The organism is Blastococcus sp. TML/M2B (genome assembly GCF_016612865.1).
GTDB lineage: Bacteria > Actinomycetota > Actinomycetes > Mycobacteriales > Geodermatophilaceae > Blastococcus.
The window spans coordinates 333550-357479 of record NZ_JAENZZ010000001.1 but is presented as its reverse complement, the minus strand read 5'-3'; the positions used below and the strand labels follow the sequence as shown (position 1 = coordinate 357479).

Annotated in this window: 24 protein-coding genes and 3 pseudogenes; 10 read left to right on the top strand and 17 right to left on the bottom strand. The window is 76.8% G+C overall.

The genetic code is table 11. The annotated features are described in order from the left end of the window. Positions 1-14: 14 nt before the first annotated feature. Complete coding sequence (locus JKP75_RS22360) at positions 15-1970, bottom strand: DNA topoisomerase (RefSeq protein ID WP_255523257.1); 1956 nt, start codon at positions 1968-1970, stop codon at positions 15-17. 53 nt (positions 1971-2023) lie between these two features. Here JKP75_RS22360 and JKP75_RS22355 point away from each other — a divergent pair, with 53 nt between their 5' ends. Then, positions 2024-2164, top strand: a complete 141-nt coding sequence (locus tag JKP75_RS22355; protein ID WP_255523234.1) for a hypothetical protein — start codon at positions 2024-2026, stop codon at positions 2162-2164. Between the two features lie 20 nt (positions 2165-2184). Here JKP75_RS22355 and JKP75_RS22350 read toward each other — a convergent pair. The 4 genes and pseudogenes from JKP75_RS22350 to JKP75_RS01650 form a co-directional block, all read right to left on the bottom strand. After that, positions 2185-2940: pseudogene (locus tag JKP75_RS22350) on the bottom strand (toprim domain-containing protein); the annotation flags it as partial. A gap of 178 nt (positions 2941-3118) precedes the next feature. After that, positions 3119-4621, bottom strand: coding sequence for an alpha/beta hydrolase (locus JKP75_RS23595; RefSeq protein ID WP_200489436.1), 1503 nt, complete (start codon positions 4619-4621; stop codon positions 3119-3121). Continuing rightward, the gene (locus tag JKP75_RS01655; protein ID WP_200489437.1) at positions 4618-4914 is read right to left on the bottom strand and encodes a type VII secretion target; all 297 of its coding nucleotides are present in this window, start codon (positions 4912-4914) and stop codon (positions 4618-4620) included. Before JKP75_RS01655 ends, JKP75_RS23595 begins: the two co-directional genes overlap by 4 nt. Before the next feature lie 170 nt (positions 4915-5084). Continuing rightward, positions 5085-7349: a sodium-translocating pyrophosphatase gene (locus JKP75_RS01650; protein ID WP_200489438.1), complete on the bottom strand. Its 2265-nt coding sequence runs from the start codon at positions 7347-7349 to the stop codon at positions 5085-5087. A gap of 295 nt (positions 7350-7644) precedes the next feature. On the opposite strand from JKP75_RS01650, the gene JKP75_RS01645 reads away from it, so the two are divergent. After that, positions 7645-10089, top strand: a complete 2445-nt coding sequence (locus tag JKP75_RS01645) for a DEAD/DEAH box helicase (RefSeq protein WP_309229422.1) — start codon at positions 7645-7647, stop codon at positions 10087-10089. A gap of 45 nt (positions 10090-10134) precedes the next feature. On the opposite strand, the pseudogene JKP75_RS24265 reads toward JKP75_RS01645, so the two are convergent. The 3 genes and pseudogenes from JKP75_RS24265 to JKP75_RS22345 form a co-directional block, all read right to left on the bottom strand. Next, positions 10135-10467, bottom strand: a pseudogene (locus JKP75_RS24265) (Rv3654c family TadE-like protein); the annotation flags it as partial. Then, the gene (locus JKP75_RS01635) at positions 10464-10853 is read right to left on the bottom strand and encodes a TadE family type IV pilus minor pilin (protein WP_309229421.1); all 390 of its coding nucleotides are present in this window, start codon (positions 10851-10853) and stop codon (positions 10464-10466) included. The pseudogene JKP75_RS24265 and the gene JKP75_RS01635, both read right to left, overlap by 4 nt. A 1-nt stretch (position 10854) precedes the next feature. Then, positions 10855-11115: a DUF4244 domain-containing protein gene (locus JKP75_RS22345; protein WP_309229420.1), complete on the bottom strand. Its 261-nt coding sequence runs from the start codon at positions 11113-11115 to the stop codon at positions 10855-10857. Positions 11116-11325: 210 nt separating this feature from the next. Between JKP75_RS22345 and JKP75_RS01625 the strand changes: the two genes are divergently transcribed. Beyond that, positions 11326-11754, top strand: a complete 429-nt coding sequence (locus JKP75_RS01625; RefSeq protein ID WP_200489441.1) for a cupin domain-containing protein — start codon at positions 11326-11328, stop codon at positions 11752-11754. Between the two features lie 3 nt (positions 11755-11757). On the opposite strand, the gene JKP75_RS01620 is transcribed toward JKP75_RS01625, so the two are convergent. The 4 genes from JKP75_RS01620 to ssd are packed head-to-tail and all read right to left on the bottom strand — an operon-like array spanning position 11758 to position 15509. After that, positions 11758-12501: a type II secretion system F family protein gene (locus JKP75_RS01620; RefSeq protein ID WP_309229419.1), complete on the bottom strand. Its 744-nt coding sequence runs from the start codon at positions 12499-12501 to the stop codon at positions 11758-11760. A 13-nt stretch (positions 12502-12514) separates the two neighbouring features. Further along, positions 12515-13291, bottom strand: coding sequence for a type II secretion system F family protein (locus JKP75_RS01615; protein ID WP_200489442.1), 777 nt, complete (start codon positions 13289-13291; stop codon positions 12515-12517). Beyond that, positions 13288-14427: a TadA family conjugal transfer-associated ATPase gene (locus JKP75_RS01610; RefSeq protein ID WP_200492706.1), complete on the bottom strand. Its 1140-nt coding sequence runs from the start codon at positions 14425-14427 to the stop codon at positions 13288-13290. Before JKP75_RS01610 ends, JKP75_RS01615 begins: the two co-directional genes overlap by 4 nt. Continuing rightward, complete coding sequence (gene ssd / locus JKP75_RS01605; RefSeq protein ID WP_309229418.1) at positions 14424-15509, bottom strand: septum site-determining protein Ssd; 1086 nt, start codon at positions 15507-15509, stop codon at positions 14424-14426. Before ssd ends, JKP75_RS01610 begins: the two co-directional genes overlap by 4 nt. A 127-nt stretch (positions 15510-15636) precedes the next feature. Between ssd and JKP75_RS01600 the strand changes: the two genes are divergently transcribed. Continuing rightward, complete coding sequence (locus JKP75_RS01600; protein WP_200489444.1) at positions 15637-16482, top strand: HAD family phosphatase; 846 nt, start codon at positions 15637-15639, stop codon at positions 16480-16482. Positions 16483-16539: 57 nt separating this feature from the next. After that, positions 16540-16812 (top strand): hypothetical protein, encoded by a 273-nt coding sequence (locus JKP75_RS01595; RefSeq protein ID WP_200489445.1) that lies wholly within the window; start codon positions 16540-16542, stop codon positions 16810-16812. A gap of 14 nt (positions 16813-16826) precedes the next feature. On the opposite strand, the gene JKP75_RS01590 is transcribed toward JKP75_RS01595, so the two are convergent. Continuing rightward, positions 16827-17615 (bottom strand): oxidoreductase, encoded by a 789-nt coding sequence (locus JKP75_RS01590; protein ID WP_200489446.1) that lies wholly within the window; start codon positions 17613-17615, stop codon positions 16827-16829. 145 nt (positions 17616-17760) lie between these two features. On the opposite strand from JKP75_RS01590, the pseudogene JKP75_RS23590 reads away from it, so the two are divergent. The 3 genes and pseudogenes from JKP75_RS23590 to JKP75_RS01580 form a co-directional block, all read left to right on the top strand. After that, positions 17761-17943, top strand: a pseudogene (locus JKP75_RS23590) (histidine phosphatase family protein); the annotation flags it as partial. Positions 17944-18031: 88 nt separating this feature from the next. Then, entirely contained in the window at positions 18032-18313 is a 282-nt protein-coding gene (locus JKP75_RS20060; protein ID WP_309229417.1) for a histidine phosphatase family protein, read from the top strand. Between the two features lie 103 nt (positions 18314-18416). Beyond that, positions 18417-19178 (top strand): adenosylcobinamide-GDP ribazoletransferase, encoded by a 762-nt coding sequence (locus tag JKP75_RS01580; RefSeq protein ID WP_200489448.1) that lies wholly within the window; start codon positions 18417-18419, stop codon positions 19176-19178. A gap of 393 nt (positions 19179-19571) precedes the next feature. Here JKP75_RS01580 and JKP75_RS01575 read toward each other — a convergent pair whose 3' ends face one another. After that, the gene (locus JKP75_RS01575; RefSeq protein ID WP_309229416.1) at positions 19572-19904 is read right to left on the bottom strand and encodes a tetratricopeptide repeat protein; all 333 of its coding nucleotides are present in this window, start codon (positions 19902-19904) and stop codon (positions 19572-19574) included. A 148-nt stretch (positions 19905-20052) separates the two neighbouring features. On the opposite strand from JKP75_RS01575, the gene JKP75_RS01570 reads away from it, so the two are divergent. After that, positions 20053-20769, top strand: coding sequence for a DUF4383 domain-containing protein (locus JKP75_RS01570; protein ID WP_200489449.1), 717 nt, complete (start codon positions 20053-20055; stop codon positions 20767-20769). A 1-nt stretch (position 20770) separates the two neighbouring features. Here JKP75_RS01570 and JKP75_RS01565 read toward each other — a convergent pair whose 3' ends face one another. After that, positions 20771-21952, bottom strand: a complete 1182-nt coding sequence (locus tag JKP75_RS01565; RefSeq protein WP_200489450.1) for a glucose-1-phosphate adenylyltransferase family protein — start codon at positions 21950-21952, stop codon at positions 20771-20773. Between the two features lie 62 nt (positions 21953-22014). Between JKP75_RS01565 and JKP75_RS01560 the strand changes: the two genes are divergently transcribed. Continuing rightward, on the top strand, positions 22015-23280 hold the full coding sequence (locus tag JKP75_RS01560; protein WP_200489451.1) for an MFS transporter: 1266 nt from the start codon (positions 22015-22017) through the stop codon (positions 23278-23280). Here JKP75_RS01560 and JKP75_RS22340 read toward each other — a convergent pair. Together JKP75_RS22340 and JKP75_RS01555 are read right to left on the bottom strand one after the other, a co-directional pair. Continuing rightward, positions 23265-23393 carry a hypothetical protein gene (locus JKP75_RS22340; RefSeq protein WP_255523233.1) on the bottom strand — a complete coding sequence of 43 codons (129 nt, stop codon included), beginning with the start codon at positions 23391-23393 and terminating at the stop codon, positions 23265-23267. The genes JKP75_RS01560 and JKP75_RS22340 overlap by 16 nt on opposite strands. A 56-nt stretch (positions 23394-23449) precedes the next feature. Beyond that, positions 23450-23893 carry a flavodoxin family protein gene (locus tag JKP75_RS01555; RefSeq protein WP_207146568.1) on the bottom strand — a complete coding sequence of 148 codons (444 nt, stop codon included), beginning with the start codon at positions 23891-23893 and terminating at the stop codon, positions 23450-23452. Positions 23894-23930 lie beyond the last annotated feature (37 nt).

Below are 23930 nucleotides of genomic sequence, written 5' to 3'. Positions count from 1 at the left end.
CGGCCGGGACCGGCTCAGCTGGTGGCGACCGGCTCCGCGGCGGCCTTCTTCGTGGCCGCCTTCTTCGCCGGGGCCTTCTTCGCGGCGGTCTTCTTGGCCGTGGTCTTCTTCGCGGCCTTCTTCTTCTTGGCCGGGCCGGCCGCGCGGCGATCGGCCAGCAGCTCGGCGGCGCGCTCGATGGTGATCGTCTCGACGTCGTCGCCCTTGCGCAGGCTGGCGTTGGTCTCGCCGTCGGTCACGTACGGCCCGAACCGGCCCTCGCGGACGGTGACCACGCCCTCGGTCACCGGATCGGGGCCGAGCTCCTTCAGCGGTGCCTTGGCCGCGGCGCGGCCCCGCTGCTTGGGCTGGGCGAAGATCGCCAGCGCCTCGTCCAGGGTGATGCTGAACAGCTTCTCCTCGCTGTCCAGCGACCGGGAGTCGGTGCCCTTCTTGATGTAGGGCCCGTAGCGGCCGTTGAGCGCCTGGATCTCCTCGCCCTCGGGCGTGGACCCGACGGTGCGGGGCAGCGTCAGCAGCTTGAGCGCGTCCTCGATCGTCACCGTCTCCGGCGACATCGAGGCGAACAGGCTGGCCGTCCGCGGGGACTCCTTGCTGCCCTCGGGGACGACGGTGGTGACGTAGGGGCCGTAGCGCCCGGCCTTCACGACCACCGGCAGCCCCGACTCCGGGTCGGTGCCCAGCTCGCGGTCGCCCGACGGCGCCTCGAGCAGCTCCCGGACCTTCTCCTCGGTGAGCTCGTCGGGAGCGAGGTCCTCGGGGATGCTCACCCGCCCGCCGTCCTCGCCGGCCTGCAGGTAGGGGCCGTACCGGCCCACCCGGACGACGACCGGCTCCCCGTCGGGGGTGGTCGCGCGCAGCGGGATGCTGTTGACCCCGCGGGCGTCGATCTCCTCGAGCCGCTGGCCGACGATGTGCTTGAGCCCGCCGGACTCGGCGATGCCCCCGGTGTTGCGGCCCTCGACGCCGAAGTAGAACTCGGTCAGCCAGTCCACCCGCTGCAGGTTGCCGCCGGCGATCTGGTCGAGCTCCTCCTCCAGCGAGGCGGTGAACTGGTAGTCGACGAGCTGGGTGAAGTGCTGCTCGAGCAGGTTGACCACCGCGAACGCGATGAAGGAGGGCACCAGCGAGTTGCCCTTCTTCCAGACGTAACCGCGGTCCTGGATGGTCTGCATGATCGAGGCGAACGTCGACGGGCGGCCGATCCCGAGCTCCTCGAGCCGGGCGACCAGGCTGGGCTCGGTGTACCGGGCCGGCGGGCTGGTGGTGTGGCCCTTGGCGTCGAGCTCCTGGGTGTCGAGCTGCTGCCCGCGCTCCAGGCGGGGCAGCCGGCGCTCGGCGTCGTCGCCGCCCTCGTCGTCGTCCCCGGTGCCCTGCCGGCCCTCGTCCTGCGACTCGACGTAGGCCTTGAGGAAGCCGGGGAAGGTGATGGTCCGGCCGCTGGCGGTGAACTCGACCGCCTCGTCGGTGGCGCTGCGGCCGGCCAGCCGGATGCTGACGGTCTGCCCCACGGCATCGGCCATCTGCGAGGCGACGGTGCGCTTCCAGATCAGCTCGTAGAGGCGGAACTCGTCGCGGGCGAGCTCGGCGGCGAGCTGGCCGGGGGTGCGGAAGCTGTCGCCCGCGGGGCGGATGGCCTCGTGCGCCTCCTGCGCGCCCTTGGCCTTGCTCTTGTAGCGGCGGGCCTCCGCCGGCACGTACGCGTCTCCGTACAGCTCGCGGGCCTGGCTCCGCGCGGCGTTGATCGCCTCGTCGGAGAGGTTCGTCGAGTCGGTCCGCATGTAGGTGATGTGACCGTTCTCGTACAGCCGCTGCGCCACGCGCATCGTCTGCGCCGAGGACCAGCCGAGCTTGCGCCCGGCCTCCATCTGCAGCGTGGAGGTCGTGAACGGCGCGTACGGGCGACGGCGGTAGGGCTTCTCGTCGACCCGGGCGACGGTGACCTGGCGGCCCTCGAGCCGCGCGGCCAGCCCGCGGGCGCCGGCCTCGTCGAGGTGGCACCACGTCGCCGGAGACCCGGCCGGTGGCGGCGTCGAAGTCGCGGCCGGTGGCGACGCGGCTGTCGTCGACGCTGACCAGCTTGGCGCGCACCGTGGTCGGCTCGCCCTCGTCGGCGCCGGTCACCGTCCCGGGGACGGCGAAGGTGCCCTCGAGCGACCAGTAGTCGGCGGCGTGGAACGCCATGCGCTCGCGCTCGCGCTCCACCACGATCCGGGTGGCGACCGACTGCACGCGGCCGGCCGACAGCTTGGGCAGCACCTTCTTCCACAGCACCGGGCTGACCTCGTAGCCGTACAGCCGGTCGAGGATGCGGCGGGTCTCCTGGGCGTCGACCAGGGCGGTGTCGAGCTCGCGCGGGTTGGCGACGGCGCGGGCGATCGCCTCGGGGGTGATCTCGTGGAAGACCATGCGGCGGACGGGCACGCGCGGCTTGAGGGTGTCGATGAGGTGCCAGGCGATGGCCTCGCCCTCGCGGTCCTCGTCTGTCGCGAGGTAGATCTCGCTGGCGCCCTTGACCAGCTGCTTGAGCCGGCTGACCTGCTGCTTGCGGTCGGGGCTCACGACGTAGAGCGGCTCGAAGGAGTTGTCGACGTCGACGCCCAGGCGGGCCCAGGACGCGCCCTTGTGCTCGGCCGGGACGTCCGCGGCGTTGCGCGGCAGGTCGCGGATGTGCCCGACGCTGGCCTCGACGACGTAGCCGCTGCCCAGGTAGCCGGCGATCTTGGTGGCCTTGGTGGGCGACTCCACGATGACCAGCGGCTTGCCGCCGGCCGCGGCCGAGCCCCGTCGCGGGGTCTTGGCGCCCCCGGCGGTCGGCTCGGTGCTCTCGCTCCCGGTCTGCGTGGTCTTCGTGGGCACGGTGCTCCTGTCGGTGGTGCCTGGGGGTGGTGCTGTGTGGTGCTGTGCTGCGGGCCGGCGCTCTGCGGGTGGTGCCCGCATCCGGACGGGGGCTTCGCACGGCGCGGTGCCGCGACGTGGATGCCCCCTCGGCGGGCCACGGTAGGCCACCCTGCCGACGGCGCGCCCGGGACGAGCCCGGGTGGGCGTGCCGTCCCCTTGCCGAACGTGCATGCTGCGCGACTGTTCCCGCGGGCGGAAGGGGCCTCCCGCCGAGGGGTCAGCCCGGGCGCGTGCCCACGACCACCTCCCCCACGGCGGCGAGCGTCGGCCGGTCGGGGTCGAACCACCCCGAGTGGCCCGTTCCGGCGTCCGCCGGGAGGCCCGTGGAGCCGAACGCCCGGGACCACGTCTCGGTGCCGAACCAGCCCACCCACGACACCGGATCGGCCGGCGACGCGGCGTCGAAGACCTCGGCGGCCTCCAGGTCCGCGGCGGTCTCCTCCATCCCGGGGCTGCCCAGCAGGACGAGGGCATCGGCGGCCAGCCGACCGGGCCGATCGGCGGCCTCGTCGACGACGACGGTGCCGTAGCTGTGCGCGACGACCGTCGTCCGCGCCGGCGGGGCACCGGTCGCGGCCCGCGCCGCGGCCAGCCCGCCGAGCGCCCGGTCGAGGAGCGCGCCGCCCCGCGTCGCGGCCCCGCGGGCGGCCGCGGAGAGGAACTGCGGCGCCCGGTAGCCCAGCCAGGCCACGGTCGCCACGGCGACGCCCGGTTCGGCCTCCCGCGCGGCGCGGGCCAGGTCGCGCGCGTCCCCGGAGACGGCGGCGAGGTCGTCGGCCGGCGAGGTGGCCATGCCGGGGACGACCAGGGCGACCGCGTCCGCGGTGTCGACGTCGCCGAACGCCACCGCGACCCGGTCGCCGGCCAGGTCGAGGAGGTGGAGCTGGGCGCTCCGCCCGGCGCGCTCCTCCCCCGCCAGCAGCTCGTCGACCACCCGCGCGGCCGCCCGGACCCCGTCGCCGGCCGCCGGATCGGCGAGCACCTCGCCGAGCGCGATCCGGTTGGCGCGGTCCCGCGCCCAGGCGGGCACGCCGTCCATCGCGCCCACCCGCCCGGGCTCGCTGGCGATCAGCGACAGCTGGTCGGCCAGCGGGAGCGCCGCCCACCAGCGGGCGACGAGGGCAGGCGAGCCCGCGGCGGGGAGCGCGGGCGGCGGGCCGACCGGACCGATCGACCCACCGGGCAGGGCGACGAGCGCGGGCAGCTCGCCGGCCGCCCGTCCCGCGGCCGCCTGCACCGCCTCGGCCGCAGCCAGCGCCTCCTGCGCGGCGGTCACCGCGGGCGCCACCGCAGCCGGCCCGAGGACCAGCCGGTCCACGGCGGCCGACAGGGTGCCCGCGTCGTCGAGGGCGGCGTCCAGGGGGACGGGCAGCTCGCGGGCGAGGGCCAGGGCGGTGGTCGCGCGGTCGGTCGCGGTGATCGCCGCCCGCAGGAGCCGGGCGCAGTCCGCGCGCGAGCCGGAGAAGCCCGCGTCGAGCGACGCCGCGGCGGAGGACAGCTGCAGGAGCAGTTCCCGCGCCTGCGTCGCCGCCGGGCCGGACCAGTCACGCCCCTCCTCCAGGGTGCGGGCGACGACGTCCAGCCGCGCCCGCCAGGCCGGGAAGCCGTCGTCCAGCTCGCCGAGCGCCGCCAGCCCGCCGCGCACCCCGGGCACGTCCCAGCCCGCGACGACCGCCAGGCGCGCCGCGGCGCCCGGTCCGGCGGGGAGCGGTGCGGTCACGGCGGGTCCATCCGCCCGGCGAGCTCCCGGTCCACGGCGGCGTAGGCCTCGACGGCCGAGCGGATCGCGTCGGCGACCACCCCGGTGCCCTCGGCGAGCGCCCCGGCCAGCACCGCCCAGCGGTCGGCCACGGCGCCGGCGGCGGCTCCTTCCCGGCCGCCGAGCGCGCCGGTCAGGGTGCCGGCGGCGACCCGGCACCGGTCGCCGTCCTCGGCGAGGGTGCGGGCCAGCCTGGACAGCTCGTCGGCGAGCGCAGCGAGCTCGCCGGGGTGCACGGAGATCCTCGGTGCCATGCGGCCTCCCGGTCGTCGCTCCGCGTCCGGGGTGGACGGGAGGCGGCGACGCTAGGCACCCGCGCCGACGTCGTGCCGGCCGTCGTCCACAACGCGTGCGGGCGTCCACAGAACGCACCGCGACCCTCCCGACCCGGCGTTCCGGGCGGGAGGGTCGCGGTGTGCGCGGATCAGGGAGCGGTGGTCGTCAGGGAGCCCGCGTCGGGCTGGGCGGTGACCTCGCCGACCACGACCGACCGACGCTTGGACACCACGACGGCCCCCACGACCACCGCCGTCGCGACCAGGGCGATCACGATCCGGAGGGCGTCGTTGGCGTCCTCGCCCACCGAGAGGCTGACGACCGCCGGGGCGATGATCAGGGCCACCAGGTTCATGACCTTGATCAGCGGGTTGATGGCCGGGCCGGCGGTGTCCTTGAACGGGTCGCCGACGGTGTCGCCGATGACCGTGGCGGCGTGCGCCTCGCTGCCCTTCCCGCCGTAGGCGCCGTCCTCCACCATCTTCTTCGCGTTGTCCCAGGCCCCGCCGGAGTTGGCGAGGAAGACCGCCATCAGGGTGCCCGCCGCGATGGCGCCCACGAGGTAGGCCGCGAGCGGGCCGAAGCCGAGCCCGAAGCCGACCGCGACCGGCGCGAGGACGGCGAGCAGCCCGGGGGTGGCCAGCTCGCGCAGCGAGTCCTTCGTGCAGATGTCGACGACCGCGCCGTAGTCGGGCTTCTCGCTGAAGTCCATGATCCCGGGCTTGGTGCGGAACTGCTCCCGGACCTCGAACACCACCCGCCCGGCGGCCCGCGAGACCGCGCTGATCGCCAGGCCGGAGAAGAAGAACACCACGGCCGCGCCGATGACGGCGCCGACGATGTTGTTCGGGTTCACCAGGCTGAACGCGTCGCCGAGGGTGTCGCCGGCGTCCTCGAGGGCGACGTTGATCTGCGCGTTGTAGGAGCCGAAGAGGGCGGTCGCGGCCAGCACGGCGGTGGCGATCGCGATGCCCTTGGTGATCGCCTTGGTGGTGTTGCCGACGGCGTCGAGGTCGGTGAGGACCCGGGCGCCGGCCTCGTCGATGTCGCCGGACATCTCCGCGATGCCCTGCGCGTTGTCGCTCACCGGGCCGAAGGTGTCCATCGCGACGATGACGCCGGCGGTGGTGAGCAGGCCGCAGCCGGCGAGGGCGACGGCGTAGAGGGCCGCGCCACCACCGATGAGGAAGGCGCCGTAGACCGCGCCGCCGATGAGCAGCGCGGCGTAGACGGCCGACTCCAGCCCCAGCGAGATGCCCGAGAGGATCACGGTGGCCGGGCCGGTCAGCGAGCTGCGGCCGATGTCCTTGACCGGCTTGCGGCTGGTCTCGGTGAAGTAGCCGGTGAGCTGCTGGATCGCGGCGGCCAGGACGACGCCGATGAGCACGGCGACGAACCCGAGGACCTGCGGGCTGACCTCCATGTCGACGCCGTCGGAGATGCTCGGCAGGTAGGTGAAGGCGGCGGCCGCGACCAGCACGAGGGAGACCGCGGCGGCGACGAAGAAACCTCGGTTGATCGGTGCCATCCCGCTGGCGTCCCCGGCGTTGGGGCGGGTGGCCAGCACGCCGACGACCGAGGCGATGACGCCGATGGCGGCGACCAGCAGCGGGAAGACCATGCCGACCGGGCCGAAGGCGACCTGGCCCAGGATCAGCGCGGCGACGAGGGTGACCGCGTAGGACTCGAAGAGGTCGGCGGCCATGCCCGCGCAGTCGCCGACGTTGTCGCCCACGTTGTCCGCGATGGTCGCGGCGTTGCGCGGGTCGTCCTCGGGGATGCCGGCCTCGACCTTGCCGACGAGATCGGCACCGACGTCGGCGGCCTTGGTGAAGATGCCGCCGCCCACACGCATGAACATGGCCAGCAGCGCGCCGCCGAAGCCGAAGCCCTCGAGGACGACCGGTGCGGTGTCGTCGAAGAGCAGCAGGGCCATGGCGGCGCCGAAGAGCCCCAGCCCGATGGTGATCATGCCGACCACGCCACCGGTGCGGTACGCGATCCGGAAGGCCGGTTGGTAGCCGCCCGCGTTGCCCGCGGCCGCGACGCGGACGTTGGCCCGGGTGGCCAGGGTCATCCCGATGAAGCCGACGGACGCCGAGAAGAGCGCGCCGACGAGGAAGAACACCGCGCGCCCGGCCCGGGTCCCCCACCCGCCGTCGGCGACGGGCAGGACCAGCAGCAGCAGGAAGACGATGACGGCGAAGACGCCCAGCGTCCGGAACTGCCGGCGCAGGAAGGCCGCGGCACCTTCCTGGACCGCCAGCGCGATGTCGCGCATCCGCGTCGTGCCCTGGTCCGCGGCCATGACGGCCTTGACCAGATAGGCGGCGAAGCCCAGGGCGGCCAGCGAGATGACGAGGATGACGGCGACCAGCGCCGTATCCCCGCCGGACAGCGAAGCGTCGGGCATGCGTACCTCCCAGCGTCGACCGCCGCCGGGAGGCGCCGTTGCTCCCCGGTGCGGCGGAGGTGCCGAAGCGGTGTGACGGTGGCGCACCGCAACGCGCGGAAGTGTAAGGGAGATCACACGATGTGCATCCCCCTTGGACGCTGCGTCCTTCCCCGCCGGCGACCCGTCCTCGGCGCCAGGCCGACCGGGGGTTGCCGCGGGGTGTGACAGTGGTGGAGCGGAGCGGGTGCACCCCGCCGCGGAACCCACGACGAGCCGGACGCAGGACCGGCCGGCACCAAGCGAGGAGGCCCCGGTGACCACCCTCCAGCCGCCGCCGGGCGCCGAGCTGCTGGCCTCGCTGCTCGCCACCACGGCCGAGGACGAGCAGCCGGTGACCCACGTGCACTCGGTGCCGGTGCGCGAACGCCGCACGCGGCCCTGGCCCGAGTGGGTGAGCGAGCCGCTGCGCGCGCGGCTGCAGGACCGCGGGGTGACCGCGCCCTACGCCCACCAGGTGGAGGCCGCCGAGCTGGCGCACGCCGGCCGGCACGTCGTCGTCGCGACGGGGACGGCGTCGGGCAAGTCCCTGGCCTACCAGCTCCCGGCGCTGAGCCGGCTGGCCGAGGACCCCCGCGCCTGCGTGCTCTACCTCGCCCCGACCAAGGCCCTCGCGCGCGATCAGCTGGCGGCGGTGGCGACGCTGGCCGACCCCTCGGTGCGTCCCGCCGCCTACGACGGCGACACCCCCGGCGAGGAACGCGACTGGGTCGGCCGGCACGCCCGCTGGATCGTCACCAACCCGGACATGCTGCACCGCGGGATCCTGCCGGCGCACCAGAAGTGGTCGAGCACGCTGCGCCGGGTCGCCTACGTCGTCATCGACGAGTGCCACGCCTACCGCGGCGTCTTCGGCTCCCACGTCGGGCACGTGCTGCGACGGCTGCGCCGGATCTGCCGGCGGTACGGCGCCGAGCCGGTCTTCGTGCTGGCCTCCGCGACCGTCGCCGACCCCGCCGGGGCGGCCTCGCGGCTGGTCGGTGAGCCGGTGGTCGCGGTGACCGAGGACGGCTCGCCGCGGCCCGGGGCGACGTTCGCCCTCTGGGAGCCGCCGCTCACCGAGCACACCGGCGAGCACGGCGCCCCGCTGCGCCGGTCCGCGGCCGCCGACGCCGCGGGGCTGCTCGCCGACCTGGTGGAGCGGGGGGCCCGCACGCTGGCGTTCGTGCGCTCCCGGCGCAGCGCGGAATCCGTCGCCGACCAGGCCCGCCGGCTGCTGCAGGACCGCGGCCGCGGCGATCTCGTGCGCCGCGTCGACTCCTACCGCGGCGGCTACCTGCCCGAGGAGCGGCGCGAGCTGGAGCGGGCGCTGTCCTCCGGCGACCTGCTGGGGGTCGCGACGACCAACGCCCTGGAGCTCGGCATCGACATCGCCGGCCTGGACGCGGTGGTGCTCGCCGGCTACCCCGGCACCCTCGCCTCGCTCTGGCAGCAGGCCGGCCGGGCGGGGCGGGCGCAACGGGAGTCCCTCGTCGTCTTCGTCGCCCGCGACGACCCGCTGGACCACTACCTGGCCCACCACCCGCAGGCGGTGTTCGGTCGCGCCATCGAGGCGACCGTCACCGATCCGGCCAACCCCTACGTGCTCGGCCCGCAGCTGTGCTGCGCCGCCGCGGAGCTCCCGCTGACCCCGGCCGACCTGCCCGACTTCGGCGGCCCGGTGGCCGAGGCGCAGCTCGAGCAGCTGGTCGCCGACGGGCAGCTGCGCCGCCGGCCGGCCGGCTGGTACTGGGCCGGCCGCGGCCGCCCCGACGTCGACATCCGGGGCAGCGGCGACGAGCCGGTGGCGATCATCGAGGGCGCGACCGGGCGGCTGCTGGGCACCGTCGACGGCGGCGCCGCCCACGCGACGGTGCACGAGGGCGCGCTCTACGTGCACCGGGGCGAGACCTTCGTCGTCGACGAGTACGACGTGGCCGACGCCTGCGCCGCGGTGCACCCCGAGAGCCCCGAGTGGACGACCGTGGCGCGCGACATCACCGACCTGTCGATCGTCTCGACCGACCGCAGCCGCCGGTTGGGCACGGTCACCGCGCACACCGGCGTCGTCGACGTGACCAACCAGGTGGTGGCCTACCAGCGCCGCCGGCTCGGGACCGGCGAGGTGCTCGCCGAGTTCCCGCTGGACCTCCCGCCGCGGCAGCTGCGCACCCGCGCGGTCTGGCTGACCCTCAGCGACCGCGCCGTGGAACGCGCGGAGCTCGACGAGGTGGCGCTCCCCGGGTCGCTGCACGCCGCCGAGCACGCCGCGATCGGCATCCTGCCCCTGCTGGCGACCTGCGACCGGTGGGACCTCGGCGGCCTGTCGACGGCCCTGCACCCCGACACCGGGACGGCGGCGATCTTCGTCTACGACGGCCATCCCGGCGGCGCGGGCTTCGCCGAACGCGGCTTCGCGGTGCTGCGCGAATGGCTGCGGGCGACCCGGGCCACCGTGTTCAGCTGCGAGTGCGAGAGCGGCTGCCCGTCGTGCGTCCAGTCGCCCAAGTGCGGCAACGGCAACGACCCGCTGGACAAGGCGGGCGCGGTCCGCGTGCTGGACGTGGTGCTCGACGAGCTCGCCGTCGCCGCCGACCTCGTCGAGGAGCGGGCCGGCGCCGAGGAGATCGCCGTCGAGCAGCCCGCCGCCGAGAAGCCCGCCGCCGAGAAGCCCGTGGTCGAGGAGCCCGCGGTCGAGGCGGAGCCCGACCTCGTCTTCTGAGCCACCGGCGGCCGGGCCCTGGTCCGGCGCCACCGGGCCGGCCCGGGCCCGCGCGGTCGCCGTGCGCTCCCCGACCGGGCCCAGGTCCACCCGGACGCTGACGGTCACCTCGACGGTCCCGGCCGGATCGACCGCGCAGCGGTCCAACCGCGCGGCGTTCTCCGCCGCCACCTCCCCGGCCGCCCCGCAGGCGCTCGGATCGGCGAGCACCGCACGTGCGGCCGCGGCCAGTGCGGCCAGGTCCGCCGCGCTGCCGGCGCGGTGCCGGGCGACGGCGGCAGCCCCCACCAGCACCGCGGCCAGGCCCACCAGCGCGAGCACGCCGACGAGCGCGAGCACCCAGACCGTGGCCGACCCGCGCTCGCCGTCGCCCCTCACGGCGGCCCGCCCGCGCCCGGCTCGCGCTGCGCGACCGCCTCCGCCGAGACCCGCGTGCGCAGCGGCACCGGGCCCAGCGGCGCCACCTCGACGCTCACCACGACCCTGACGCGGTCCCCGGCGAGGCGGACGGCGGTGACCGCTCCGTCCGGGGCGATCCGGCCGGCGAGCTCGGCCACCACGGCGTCGGCCTCGCCCCGCGCGGCGGCGCGGGCGCCCTCCCGGGCGGCGTCGACGCAGCGGAGCTGGGCGCCCACCAGCGTCACCGCCGCGACCGCGCACACCAGCACGAGCAGCAGCACCGGCAGGACGACCGCGGTCTCGGCGGTCACCATGCCCGCCTCGCGACCTGCCCGCCGGCGACTGCCGCCCGGGAGGGAGCCCACGTCAGGCGAGCGTGGCCAGCGCGCGGTCGACCAGGTCGGTCAGCCCGTCGACGACCGAGTCGCCGGTGACCACCCGGAACAGGACCGCGGCGAAGGCGCAGGCCGCCACCGTCCCGACCGCGTACTCCGCGGTGCTCATGCCGGCCTCGGGCTCGGCGGCCAGCAGCGCGAGGCGGCGGCGGAGGGCTGCGCGGGGACCGCGCGGACGGGCCGGGCCCCCGTCGGGCGCGGGCTCGGGCACGGTCGCGGAACTGGTGGTCACGGTCGCCTCCTGGCGTCGGGGCCCGCGGCTCGGGCCGTGAACCGAGCCTCGGCGGTCCCGGTGCTCCGGCCCAGGCCCCGGGCGCATCTGTGGAGGGCCGGTGCCGCTGTGGATCCGCGGCGGCGCAAGCGCGGCACCAGTGCGGCCCAAGGGCCCGCGGGCAGCCTTCGCGGCGACCGCACTCCCCCGAGACGACCACGAGGACGCGCCATGGAACCGACCGTGCTGGACGACGGCAACGTACGGCTGGAGTTCACGACCACCGGCGAGGGCAGCGGCGGGCAGGTGCACGCGATGCTGGCCACCTACCGGCCCGGCTCCGACCTGCCCCCGGCCCACCTGCACCCCCAGCAGAGCGAGCGATTCACCGTGCTGGAGGGCGAGATGTGGTGCGAGGTGGACGGCGCGGCGACCACCCTGCGGGCCGGGGACACCGTCGACGTCCCGGCCGGGAGCGTGCACCGGATGCGCAACCCCGGCGCGGTGCGCGCCGTCGTCAGCTGGGAGACCCGGCCGGCGCTGCGCACGGGCGAGTTCCACCAGCGGATGGCCGAGGCGCGCGCCACCGGTGACCTCACCGCGGTGCTGGAGGTCGTCTCCGAGTTCTCCGACGTCTTCGTGCTTGCACCGCACCCCTGACCCTCACCCGAGGACGTCGCCGGCGATGCCGAGCACCAGCGGCGCGACCCCCAGGCAGACGAAGGCCGGAAGGAAGCAGGCACCGAGCGGGGCGAGCACCCACACGCCGGCCCGCTGGACGGCGGCCTGCGTCGCCGCCCGGGCAGCGGCCCGGGTCTCCGCGGCCAGCGTCCGCAGGGCACCGGCCACCGAGGCGCCGGACTCCCCGGCCCGGACGAGCACCCGCGCCAGCGGCGCCAGCTCCGGTGGTGCGTCGGCCCACGCCCGGCGGGGGTCGGCGCCCAGGCGGGCCACGGCCGCCACGGCGCGCAGCTCGCCGCCCAGCGGGCCACCCAGGGCGGTCCCCACCGCCTCGAGCGCGCCCTCGACGGGCAACCCCGCGGCCAGGCACACGCCCAGCAGGTCGCAGGCCGCGGGCAGGTCGCGCACCAGCGCCGCGCCGTCCCGGGCAGATCCGTCCTCCCGCCCGCGCAGCAGGCGGTCGACGACGACGGCGAGCACGCCCCCGGTGGCCAGCCCGACGATCCCGCCGAGCAGGAGCGCCACCGCGGAGCCGGCGGCCGCGGCGAGCAGCCGGCGCCGGAGCCGCTCGCGCGCGGCGTCCGGCGGCGGGGGTCCGGCACCGGGCGACGCAGCGGCGGGCCGGATCGCCGACCAGCGGGCCGCCCCCGCACCGCCGGCCGCGGGCCACAGGGCCAGCGCGGCGGCGAGCACCAGCAGCACCGCCCAGGGACGGTCCGTCGTCACGGCCGACGGCGGGTCACCGCAGCGCCCGCTGGACCAGCCGGCGCGACCAGGCCAGCCCCGCCGCCTCGAGCGCCACCCCGACGACCAGCAGCACCTGCCCCGTCCCGGTGGTCGTCAGCACCCGCCACGGGTCGGCGCCGACCCCGCTGCCCATGAGCAGGCCGAGCACCGGCAGGCCGGCCAGGACCGCGGCGCTCGCCCGCGGACCCGCCGTGGCGGCACGCAGCTCCTCCCGGTGCCGGGACCGCGCCCGCAGGTCGTCCTCGACCGCGGTGGCCACGGCTGCCAGGGAGCACCCGGTCCGCGCGCTGAGCCGGGTACCGGCGGCGATCCGGCCCAGCGCGGCACCCATCTCCCCCGGCACCTCGGGGAACGCGACGTCCGGCGCCCGGACCGCGCGGGCGAGGAGCCGGCCGGTGCCCGCGTCCCCCGTCGCGTGCTCGGCGGCCGCGGTGGCCTCCTCCATCGACCGGCCGCTGCGCAGGTCCGCGGCCAGCGCGCCGAGCCCGTCGGCCAGTCCGCGCAGGCTGGCGCCGGCGAGGGCATCGCCCCGGCGCGCGGCGTGCGCGCGGACGCCTGCGGCTGCGGCGGCGCCGGCGAGCGCCGCGACCAGGGGTGTGCTGACCAGCGCGGCGACCGCGGCCGCCAGAGCGGCCACCAGCAGGACGGGGAGGTCGGGCATCCAGGCGACGCGCGGGCGCGCGCCCGGACCGGTGCGGGACAGCCGGACGCCGGCTCCCCGCCCGGGCCACAGCAGCAGCGCTGCCGCGACCAGCAGCAGTGCGCTCATCTCCGGGCCGTCCCGTCCAGCAGCTCGTGCAGCCGGTCGGCCGCCGGGCACGGGCCGCCGTCGGCCCGCCAGCCGGGCTCCACGACCACCCGCTCCCCGGCCCGCCACAGCACCCCCAGCTCCTCCACCCGACGGCCCTCCGGGGTGCGCCCCAGGTGGACCACGACGTGGAGCGCTGCGGCCGCGAGGCTGTGCACCGCCGCGCGGTCCAACCCCGCCGCCACACCGAGCGCCTCCAGCCGCGCCGGAACCTCCGCCGGCCGGTTGGCGTGCAGGGTGCCGCAGCCTCCGTCGTGGCCGGTGTTCAGCGCGGCCAGCAGATCGCCGACCTCGGCGCCGCGCACCTCCCCGACCACCAGCCGGTCCGGGCGCATCCGCAGCGCCTGCCGCACCAGGTCGCGCAGCGTCACCTGCCCGACGCCCTCCACGTTGGGGGGGCGGGTCAGCAGCCGGACGACGTGCGGGTGGTCCGGCGCGAGCTCCGGCGCGTCCTCGCAGGTCAGCACCCGTTCGGCCGGACCGACCTCGCCGAGCAGGGCCGAGAGCACCGTCGTCTTGCCCGAACCGGTCCCGCCGGTCACGAGGAACGCCCGGCGCCACCGCACGAGCGCCCGCAGCAGTGCCGGGCTCTCCCCGGGCAGCGCACCGAGCGCCGCGAGGTCGGCCAGGCTCCGGTGGCAGCGGCGCAGCACCCGCAGCGACAGGCAGGTGCTGCCGGCCACCGGTGCCAGCACCGCGTGCAGGCGGGTGCCGTCGGGCAGCCCGACGTCCACCCAGGGCGCGGCGTCGTCCAGGCGCCGCCCGGCGGCCGCGGCCAGCCGGACCGCGAGCCGGCGGACGGCCGCGTCGTCCGGGAAGCGCACCTCGGTGAGCTCCAGACCCGATCCGCGGTCGATCCACACCCGGTCGGGTGCCGCGACCAGCACGTCGGTGACGTCCGGCAGGCGCAGCAGGGGCTCGAGCGGACCGGCCCCGGCCAGCTCGTCGACGGCGTCGCGCACCGCCCGCAGCACGTCGTCGTCCCCGAGCAGGCCACCGCTCTCGGCGCGGACGACCGCCGCCACCTCGGCCTGGGTCGGCAGCCCGGGCCCCAGCGCCAGCCGCGCCCGGACCCGGTCCAGCAGCGCGGCGCTCACGCCGCGGCCTCCCGCACCCGGGCGAGCACCCGCCGGGTGACGCCACCCAGCGGCGTGCGGGGGGCGACGGCCGGCGGCTCACCCCGCTCGCCGCGCGGCACGGCGCTGCGGTCGTGCGGCAGCTCGGCCAGCACCGGCCGCCCCACCACATCGGCCACCTCGGCGGGGGCCAGGCCGCCGGCGACGGGCCGGACCACGAGCTGGGCCGCCGACCAGGGCGAGCCCGGGCCCGTGACCAGCACCCGGGCCGCGGTGGCCGCGCGCAACCGGGCCGGGACGACGAGCAGTGCCAGGTCGGCCTCGGCGAGCACGGCGTGCGTCGTCGCGCAGGCACCAGCGGGCCCGGGGCGGGGCAGGTCCACGACCACCGGGGAGCCCTCGGCGCGGGCCGCCTCCACGACCGCCCGCACCGCCTCCTCCGGCAGCGCGGGCCCGGCCGACCGGGCCGCGGCGAGGACGTGCACGCCGGCGACCTCCGGCAGGCAGGCCCGCAGGGCCTCGCCGGAGACCCGGCCCCGCAGGCCGGTCAGCTCCGGCCAGCGCAGCCCCTCAAGCCGCTCGGCCCCGAGCAGCAGGTCGAGCCCGGCGCCCCAGCCGTCGGCGTCCACGAGGAGGACGCCGGGTGCGGCCGCCACGGCCAGGGCCGCGGCGACGGTGCTCGCCCCCGCACCCCCGCAGCCACCGCCGACGGCCACGAGCCAGCCGCGGTCGACCGGCGTCCGGACCGCGGCGACCGCGCGGGACAGCAGCCACCCCTCGTCGTCGGGCAGCGTCGCGACCCGCTCGGCGCCGACCTCGACCGCCGCGGCCCACTCGGCGGCGGGCAGCTCACCGCGGGCGACCACGACGACCCCCGGCCGCCGCCCCAGCCCGCGCACGGCGGCCGTGCCGAGCACGTCGGCGCCGAGCAGGACCAGCGGGGCCTCTCGGTGTGCGCGCCGCAGCGCGGGGCCCCCGGCGGCGATCTCGGGCTCGGTGCCGGCGGCGGCCAGCACCCGCAGCAGGTCGTCGAGCAGGTCGTCGTCCCGGCTGACGACCAGGGGCCGCGGGGACGGATCGGGTGGGTAGGCAGCGGCAGGCACGGCGCCGAGCCCACCGGAGAGCGGGCGAACTGTGCCAGATCGGCGGCCGAACTGTGGATGACTCCTTCGGGTGTGGACGGCGCGCGCGATCTGTCCGCGCCGTGTGGCACCACTACCGTCATGCCTCGTGACCCGCGCCGCGGCGTTCTTCGATCTGGACAAGACGATCATCGCCAAGTCCAGCACCCTGGCCTTCGGCCGCCCGTTCTTCCAGGGCGGGCTGATCAACCGGCGGACGGTTCTCAAGACCGCCTACGCCCAGCTGGTGTTCTCCCTCGCCGGAGCCGACGCCCAGCAGATGGAGCGGCTGCGCGCGCAGATGACCGCCATGGTCACCGGCTGGGACGCCGCGACCGTGCACGAGATCGTCCGCGAGACGCTGCACGAGATCGTCGACCCGCTGGTCTACGCCGAGGCGGCCGACCTCATCGAGGAGCACCGGGCTGCCGGGCGGGAGATCGTCATCGTCTCCAGCAGCGGGGCGGAGATGGTGGCGCCGATCGGCGAGATGCTGGGCGCCGACCGCGTGGTCGCCACCCGGATGGTCGTCGAGGACGGCCGCTACACCGGCGAGATCGAGTACTACGCCTACGCCGAGAACAAGGCGGCCGCGATGCGCGAGGTGGCCGCCGAGGGCGGCTACGACCTCGCCGACTGCTACGCCTACAGCGACTCCGTCACCGACCTGCCCATGCTCAGCGCGGTCGGGCACCCCACGGCGGTCAACCCCGACCGCGGGCTGCGCAAAGCGGCGCTGCAGCACGGCTGGCCGGTGCTCCGGTTCGAGCGGCCGGTGAGCATGCGCGCCCGGTTCTCCGTGCCGACCACCCCGGTGGTCACCGGCGCGGCGGCGATGGGCGTCGGCGCCGCGGTCGTCGGGCTGGCCTGGTACGCCCGGCACCGGTCGGGCCGCGCGGTCCTGCCGGAGGCGTCGGGACCCGTGCCCGGTCGCCGGCGGCGCTTCGGGGCCTGACCCCCTCTCCCGGCGGGGCACCGGCCGGGACGTTCCCGCGTCGGCCATCCTGCGGACGTGCTCACCGCGGTCCTGGCCTGGCTCGCGGCCCTGGCCGTGTGCGTGGCGGCGGCCCTGCTCGGGCAGTCGGTGCGCACCGCGCCCCGCCGCCGTCGCAGGGGGCCGGCCGCGCGGCTGGGCCTGTTCCTGTCGCTGTCGGGGCCGTGGCTCGTGCTGCTCGCCGCCCTCGGCTGGGGTGCCGCGACCCGGGCGTGGGTGCCCGCCGCGGCCGGCTGCGCCGTCGCGGCGACCGCCGTCGCGGTCACCGGCCTGGTCCTCGCCCGGCGCTGAGCGCCGGGCCGCGGTCAGCCGCGGAGCAGGCTCTCGCAGATCGCCAGGCCCTCCAGGGCGCCGTGCTCGGTGGCCTGGCAGCAGTGCACCAGCCAGCGCGCCACGCCCGCGGGATCGCCGGAGGCGTAGCCGGCCAGCGCCTCGGCGTAGGCGTCCGCGCCCAGCTCGACGAAGCCGACCTCCGGCACCGAGACCGCCTTGGGGTCCAGCCCGCGGGCGACGCCGGTGAGCCGGCCGGCCGCGCGGGCCACCAGCCCGTCGGCCACCCCGAACGGCGCCAGCGCCGCGATCTCGCCGTGCACCAGCGCGGCGACGAGCACCGCGGGGACCGACGTCGTCGCCGTGACCAGCGAGAACAGCCCGGACAGCCGCGGCCCCGCGTGCGCTGCGGGCCGGCCCAGCTCGGCCGGGTCCACCCGGTCGCTCGCGGCGAGCACGTGCAGGCGGGCGAGCACCTGACCGGGCGCCTTGGGCCAGGTCTCGAGCATGCCGCCCAGGCCCGCGGACACCCGGAGCGCGCCCTGCACGACGGGGTCCTCGACGGCGCCGGCGCGCAGCTCGGCCAGGGGCACGTCGACCCCCTCGAGCGCGGCCGAGGCGCGGGCGCCGCGCAGCGCGGACTCGGTGCTCACCCCGGCCGACTCGCGGCGCAGCACCTTGTGGCTGAGCAACCGGTCCACGCCAGCGCGGGCGGCGTCGGCAGCGACGCGGACGCCGGGCAGCTCCAGCAGCGGCGCCAGCGGGTCCGGGGCACCCGGCCGGGCCGCGGGACGGCCGGCGCCGGGACGGACGGGGATGCTCACGTGATCTCCTCGCTGCGCGCGTCGGCGGGGCCGATCGGCGCTGCTGCTGTGCCGGTGCGTCGCGGCCTCGCTGGTGGGCCGCCAGGACGACGGTACGAGGCGCGGTCCGCGGATCGTCGCCCACCTGGCTACGCTCCCTCCCACCATGGCCCGCCCGCTGACCCTCCTGCTCGTCCGCCACGGGCAGAGCGAGTGGAACGCCGCGGGTCTCATGCAGGGTCAGACGCCGCACGTGCCCCTGACCGCGCTGGGCCGCAGCCAGGCCGAGGAGGCCGCGGCCGAGCTGGCGACCCTCTCCCCCGGCGCGCTCATCAGCAGCGACCTGCTGCGGGCGGTGCAGACCGCGGAGGCCTGCTCCCGCGCGACCGGCCTGCCGGTTCGTCACGACGCCGTCGCTGCGCGAGCAGGGTTACGGCGTGCTCGAGGGCCGCCCGTCCCGGGAGCTGTGGGACGTCGTCGACTGGTCCGACGCGCAGTGGTCGGCCGAGGGCGGGGAGAGCCTGGCCGAGCTGCACGGCCGGGTCGCCGCCTACCTCAAGGACCTGTGCGCCGAGCCGCCCGCGGACGTGATGGCGCTGGTCACCCACGGGGACACGATCCGGGCGATCCAGGCGGTCGTCGCCGACCTGGGGCCGGACGCGATGCCCGCGGTCACGCCGCACAACGGCAGCGTCACCCGGGTGGAGTTCTGCCCGTGACGCCCGCAGCACCCACGGCACCCGCGGCACCCGCAACACCCGCGAGCCGGCCCGCATCCGCGACCTGGCACGTGCCCGCGGCCGGGGCGGGGCGCCGGTCCCGATGAGGACGACCGGCCCCTGGGAGTCGGTCGCGCTGCTCACCGCCCTCCCCGTCCCGGCGTCCGGGGCGCGCTCCACCCGCGGCGTGCTGCCGTGGGCCCCGCTGGTGGGGCTGCTGCTGGGTGGCGTCGCGGCCGCGGCCGGGGACGGCGGTGCACGCGTCGTGTCGCCGCTGACCGGCGCGGTGCTGGCGGTCGCCGCGCTCGCGCTGCTCACCCGGGGCCTGCACCTGGACGGGCTGGCCGACACCGCGGACGGGCTGGGCCCGCTGCGTGGCCGGGAGCGCGCGCTGCAGGTGATGCACCAGAGCGACGTCGGGCCGTTCGGCGTGGTCACGCTGGTGCTGACCCTGCTGCTGCAGATCGCCTGCCTCGCCGCGCTGCTCCCGCGCGACGGCGGCTGGCTGGTGCTCTGGGCCGCGGTCGTGGGCGCCCGGCTGGTGATGGCGCGCAGCGGGCTACCGGGCATCCCGGTCGCGGAGGGGTCCTCGCTCGGCCGCACGGTCGCCGGCACCGTCTCGCGCGCCTGGTTCGCCGGCGCGGCCGCCGCCACCGTGCTGCTCGCCGCGGGGGTCGCGGCCGCGCTGTTCGGGCCGGGGCAGGCCGCCGTGCTGCTCGGCTCGCTCGTGGCCGGCGCCGCGGCCGCCGAGGTGCTGCACCGCCGGGCGGTGCGCCGGCTCGGCGGCACGACCGGCGACGTCATGGGCGCCACCGCCGAGGTGGCGACGGCGGCGACCCTGCTGGTCGCCGCCGCCCTCTGGTAGCTCCGCCCTCTGGGGTTCGGCCGAAAACTCAGCGCCGGGACCTCAGCGCCGGGACCTCAGCGCCGGCGCAGCAGTCCGCCGACGAGCGAGCCGAGCCCGCCGGTAGCCGCCGGAGCGGCCCGGCCGCGCCGCATGCCGCCGCCGAGCGCGCCGCGCCCGCCGACCGCTCCGCGGGCGGCCCCGCGGCCGGTCCCCCGCGCGGGTCGTGCGGTCGTGCGTCCGCCGCGGACCGCTCCACGCGCGGCGCCTTCAGCCGTTCCCATCAGTCGTCCGAGGATGCTCATGGGCAGGTGGGTGCCCCGCCCGGCGGGACCCGATCCGTCCCGTCGCAGCGCCCCCGGCGTGGCGTGACGGGCGGTGGAGGAGCACGGACCAACCATCCGTGCCGGGGGGTCAGCCGGCGCCGAGGGCGTCGGCCATCCGGTGGTGCGGCACCGCCTCGGCGTGCCGGCTCTGCCGCTCCAGCGTGCGGGCCAGGGCCCGGCGGGCCCAGCCGTGCGCCGGCGCGAGCGCGACCAGCCGGGTGAGCGCGGCCTCGGCCCTGGCCAGCTGGGCGGAGCCGAAGTAGGCCCGCGCCAGCGCCTCGAGCGCCGCCTCGTTCTCGGGTGCGGCGTCGACGACGGGCTGCAGGATGCGCGCCGCCTCGTCGGGCCGACCCATGGACAGGAACAGGTCCGCGCGCAGGAACTCCGAGTGCAGGTCGATCTCGAACGGCTGCTGGTCCACGGCACCTCCAACGCCCGCGGGGGGCCGCGGCTTCCCCGGCCGACCTGGTGCTTCGCAGTCACCCCGCGCGACACGCCGGGAAGCCGCATCCAGGGCGCGGGGAGCGGCTGAAGACCGGGGCATCCCTCCCCCTCCCGAGGAGCTCGCCATGCAGCTTCGCCACCGCCCCACCCCCCGGACGACGGACCGCCCCGACCCGGCCCGCGCCACGGCCCGTGCCACGGACGCGCACGGCCGCAGCTACGACCCCCGCGTCTTCGCCGTCCAGCGGACCGGCGCACTCGTCGTCGCCGCCGTGATCCTGGTCTTCGGCGTGCTCGGCTTCGCCGGCGGCCTGGACTTCTTCTCGACCGACGGCGAGCCGATCCTGGGCCTGTCGTCCAACGGCCTGCTGTCGACGGTCTCCGTCGTCACCGCCGCCGTCCTGGTCCTCGCCGCGATGCGCAGCCCGCGGACGGCCTCGACGCTGATGATGGTCGTCGGCGTCCTCTTCCTGGTCTCCGGCCTGGCGAGCCTGGCGGTGCTCCGCACCGAGGCCAACCTGCTCGCCTTCGAGATCGAGAACGTCTTCTTCGCCGAGATCACCGGGCTGGTCCTGCTGCTCCTGGGCGCCTACGGCCGGGTCAGCGGGAACCTCCCGCCGGACAGCCCCTACGCCCGGCCGCGCCCGGGGAGCGACGACGCCGACGGACCGGAGTCCTACCCCTCGACGCCGGCCGAGTTCGCCGCCGAGCGCGCCATGCGCGAGGCCGAGATCGCCGTGGTCGAGCACCGGGCCACCGACGACCAGCGCCGCCGGGTCGAGGCCATGGCGCAGGTGCACACCCGGGGCGACCGGCGTCGGGTGTGGATGCAGTTCGGCTGACTCAGTCCTCGTCCGGCTCGGGGTGGCGGGCGCCGGCGGCGAGCCGGGTGCCGGCCGGCACCGCCGCCCGCCGGCCGACCAGCGCGATGTCCCCCTCACCCCCGACCTCGGCCGACGGGCCGATCTCGACGCCGTCGTCCAGCACCGCCCGGGTGACCCGCGCGCCGGCCCGCACGCGGACCCCGGGCAGCAGCACCGAGTCGACGACGACGGCGCCGCGCTCCACGACGACCCCCGGGGACAGCACCGATCCGCGCACCTCGCCCGCGACGCGGGTGCCGCCGGAGATCAGGCTCTCCTCGACCACCGCGCCGCGCAGCAGGCGCGCTGCGCTGTGCCGGCCGCCACGGGTGCGGATCGCCCAGGACGGGTCGTCGAGGTCCAGCGGTGGCTCCTCGCGGATGAAGTCCCGGTGCGCCTCCCAGTAGGCGGGGACGGTGCCGACGTCGCGCCAGTAGCCGTCCAGCGGCACCGCCCGGGCCAGGCCGTCGGCGGTCTGCGCGGGCAGCAGCTGCGAGCCGAGGTCGTCCAGCCCGTCCTCGCCCGCGTCCCGGGCCAGCGCCTCGAGCCGGTCCAGGGTCGGGCCGGGCGAGAAGACGAACACCTCGTTGGTGGCCGTCGTCGTCGCCGGCTCGTCGGGCTTGTAGGCGTAGCCGGTCACCCGGCCGCCCTCGCCCACCTCGACGATGCCGTAGCGCGAGGCGTCGTCGGGAGCCACCTCGGTGGTCACCATCGTCACCTCGGCGCCCGAGCCGAGGTGGGCCTCGGCGACCTCGCGGTAGTCCAGCTTGTAGACCGCGTCGGAGCTGACCACGACCAGCGCGTCGGGCGCGAAGGCTCTGATCAGCTCGGCCTGGCGCCACAGCGAGTCGGCGGTGCCGGTGTGCCACCCGCCGCGGTCGGTGCCCTGGAACGGCGGCAGGGTCAGCAGCCCGCCGGTCGTGCGGTCGAGGTCCCACGGGCGGCCGTTGGCCAGGTGCTCCGAGATCGAGGTCGGGTGGAACTGGATCGACACCCAGACGTCGGCGATCCCGGAGTGCAGGCAGTTGCTCAGCGGGAAGTCGACCAGCCGGTAGACCCCGGCGAACGGGACGGCGGGCTTGGCCCGTCGGTCGGTGAGCAGCTCGAGCCGGCCACCCGCTCCACCGGCCAGGACGAGGACGAGGATGCGGGGAAGCGCCATGAGCCGCCCCTACCCCGCCGCGCGCCGTCCCGACACGCGTCCGGGGAATCAGCACCCGGGCGATGCGCTTGCTCTCTGTCGTGCCCCCGTCCCGACGCCTGCCCCGCGCCCCCGCCTTCTGGTCGGTCGCCGTCCTCCTGGTGCTCATGCTGGCCGCGTCGGGCGTGCCCTCGCCGCTCTACCGCGTCTACCAGGACGAGTTCGGCTTCGGCCCCGGCGTCCTGACGACGATCTTCGGCATCTACGCGTTCGCGCTGCTGGCCTCGTTGCTGGTCGTGGGTGGCCTGTCCGACCACGTCGGGCGCCGGCCGGTGCTGATCGGGGCGTTCCTGCTCGAGGCGGTCGCCATGGTGCTCTTCCTGGCTGCCGACGGCGTCGGCTGGTTGCTGGCCGCGCGCGTGGTGCAGGGCCTGGCCACGGGCGCGCTCACCAGCACGCTGGGCGCCTCGCTGCTGGACCTGCAGCGCGCCGACCGCCCGATGGGCGCCTTCATCAACAGCGCCTCGCCCGGCCTGGGGCTGTCCGTGGGCGCGGTGGGCGCCGGGCTCCTCGTGCAGTCCGTGGCCAGCCCGGACACCTGGGTCTTCGCGGTGCTGGCCGTCGTCTTCGTGCTGGCCGCCCTCGGCGCCCTGCTGCTGCCCGAGAGCTCACCCCGCCTGCCCGGGGCCGTGGCGTCCCTGCGCCCGCGGGTGCACGTGCCACCGGCGAACCGGCGACCCTTCGTCGCCGCGCTGCCGCTGCTCGTGGCCTGCTGGGCGCTCGGCGGGCTGTACGCCTCGCTCGGCCCGTCGCTGGTCGCCGACGTCTTCGCCATCGACAACCACCTCGTGGGTGCGCTGCTGATCCTGGCGCTCAACGGCACCGGCATCCTCGGGTCGCTCGCGCTGCGCACCGCGGCACCCGAGCGCGCGATGCTCGTCGGCGCGCTGGTCTTCACCGCCGGCGTCCTCGGCACCCTCGGGTCGCTGGCCCTCACCTCCGCGCCGCTGCTGTTCGGCTCGGCCGTCGTCACCGGCTTCGGCTTCGGCGCGGCCTTCCTCGGCGCCGTCGCCACCATCACCCTCGGCGTCGCTCCCGGGCACCGCGCGGGGCTGCTGGCCGCCGTCTTCGTGGTCGGCTACCTGGCGTTCAGCCTCCCGGCGATCGCCGCGGGCATCGCGTCCGGGCACGCCGGGCTGACGGGGACGACGGAGGTGTACGGCGCGACCGTCGTCGTCCTGGCGCTGCTGGCCGTGACCGCCCTCGTGCGCGCCCGCCGGGCGGCCGGGTCGCTCGGCCCGGCCGCCACGGACGCGGAGCTGCGGGCTCCGGCTCAGCTGCCCGGGTAGGGCGTCGCCGTGAGCGCCCGGGCCAGGTGCGCGGCGTTCTCCGCCAGCGTCGCGGTCGTGGAGGCGACGGCCTCGGGCGTCTCGTCCAGGTCCTGGTAGTCGCGGCTGCCCATCGCCACGTCGTTCCAGTAGGTGCCGCCCTGCGACGGGATGGTGAAGCCGATGTCGTTCAGGCCCTGGAACAGGTCCGCGGTGATCTTGTGCGCGCCGTGCCCTCGTTGCCGACGACGGCGGTGACCGCCACCTTCCCGGCGACCAGCGGGCGACCCGAGTCGTCGGTCTCGGACAGCTCGCCGTCCAGGCGCTCGAGCACCCGCTGCGCGACGCTGCTCATGTGCCCGACCCAGGTGGGCGTCGAGACGATCAGGATGTCGGCGGCCATCAGCTGCTCGCGGATGGCCGGCCAGGCGTCGCCCTCGCCCATGTCGATCTCGACGCCGGGCTTCACGTCGTGGTCCACGACCCGGACGACGTCGCCGGTGACGCCGTGCTGTGCCAGCTGGTCGAGGACCTGGCGGGCGAGGAGCTCGCTGCTGGACGGTGCGGGCGAGGGCTTGAGGCTGCACACCAGGGCGAGGGCGCGCAGCGGCGGGGTGGGTGCGGTGTCGGTCATGCGGGGCGGGTGCCCCGGGAGGCCCCCGCCCCACACC

What these genes read in the sequence shown, in the direction of transcription:
- JKP75_RS01580 (WP_200489448.1), top strand. Translation starts at nt 18,417, where the DNA reads ATGAGGACGACCGGCCCCTGGGAGTCGGTCGCGCTGCTCACCGCCCTC.
- JKP75_RS01555 (WP_207146568.1), bottom strand. Translation starts at nt 23,893, where the DNA reads ATGACCGACACCGCACCCACCCCGCCGCTGCGCGCCCTCGCCCTGGTG.
- JKP75_RS01565 (WP_200489450.1), bottom strand. Translation starts at nt 21,952, where the DNA reads ATGGCGCTTCCCCGCATCCTCGTCCTCGTCCTGGCCGGTGGAGCGGGT.
- JKP75_RS22340 (WP_255523233.1), bottom strand. Translation starts at nt 23,393, where the DNA reads ATGGGCAGCCGCGACTACCAGGACCTGGACGAGACGCCCGAGGCCGTC.
- JKP75_RS01570 (WP_200489449.1), top strand. Translation starts at nt 20,053, where the DNA reads ATGCAGCTTCGCCACCGCCCCACCCCCCGGACGACGGACCGCCCCGAC.
- JKP75_RS01655 (WP_200489437.1), bottom strand. Translation starts at nt 4,914, where the DNA reads ATGGCACCGAGGATCTCCGTGCACCCCGGCGAGCTCGCTGCGCTCGCC.
- JKP75_RS01650 (WP_200489438.1), bottom strand. Translation starts at nt 7,349, where the DNA reads ATGCCCGACGCTTCGCTGTCCGGCGGGGATACGGCGCTGGTCGCCGTC.
- JKP75_RS01560 (WP_200489451.1), top strand. Translation starts at nt 22,015, where the DNA reads ATGCGCTTGCTCTCTGTCGTGCCCCCGTCCCGACGCCTGCCCCGCGCC.
- JKP75_RS01615 (WP_200489442.1), bottom strand. Translation starts at nt 13,291, where the DNA reads ATGAGCGCACTGCTGCTGGTCGCGGCAGCGCTGCTGCTGTGGCCCGGG.
- JKP75_RS01625 (WP_200489441.1), top strand. Translation starts at nt 11,326, where the DNA reads ATGGAACCGACCGTGCTGGACGACGGCAACGTACGGCTGGAGTTCACG.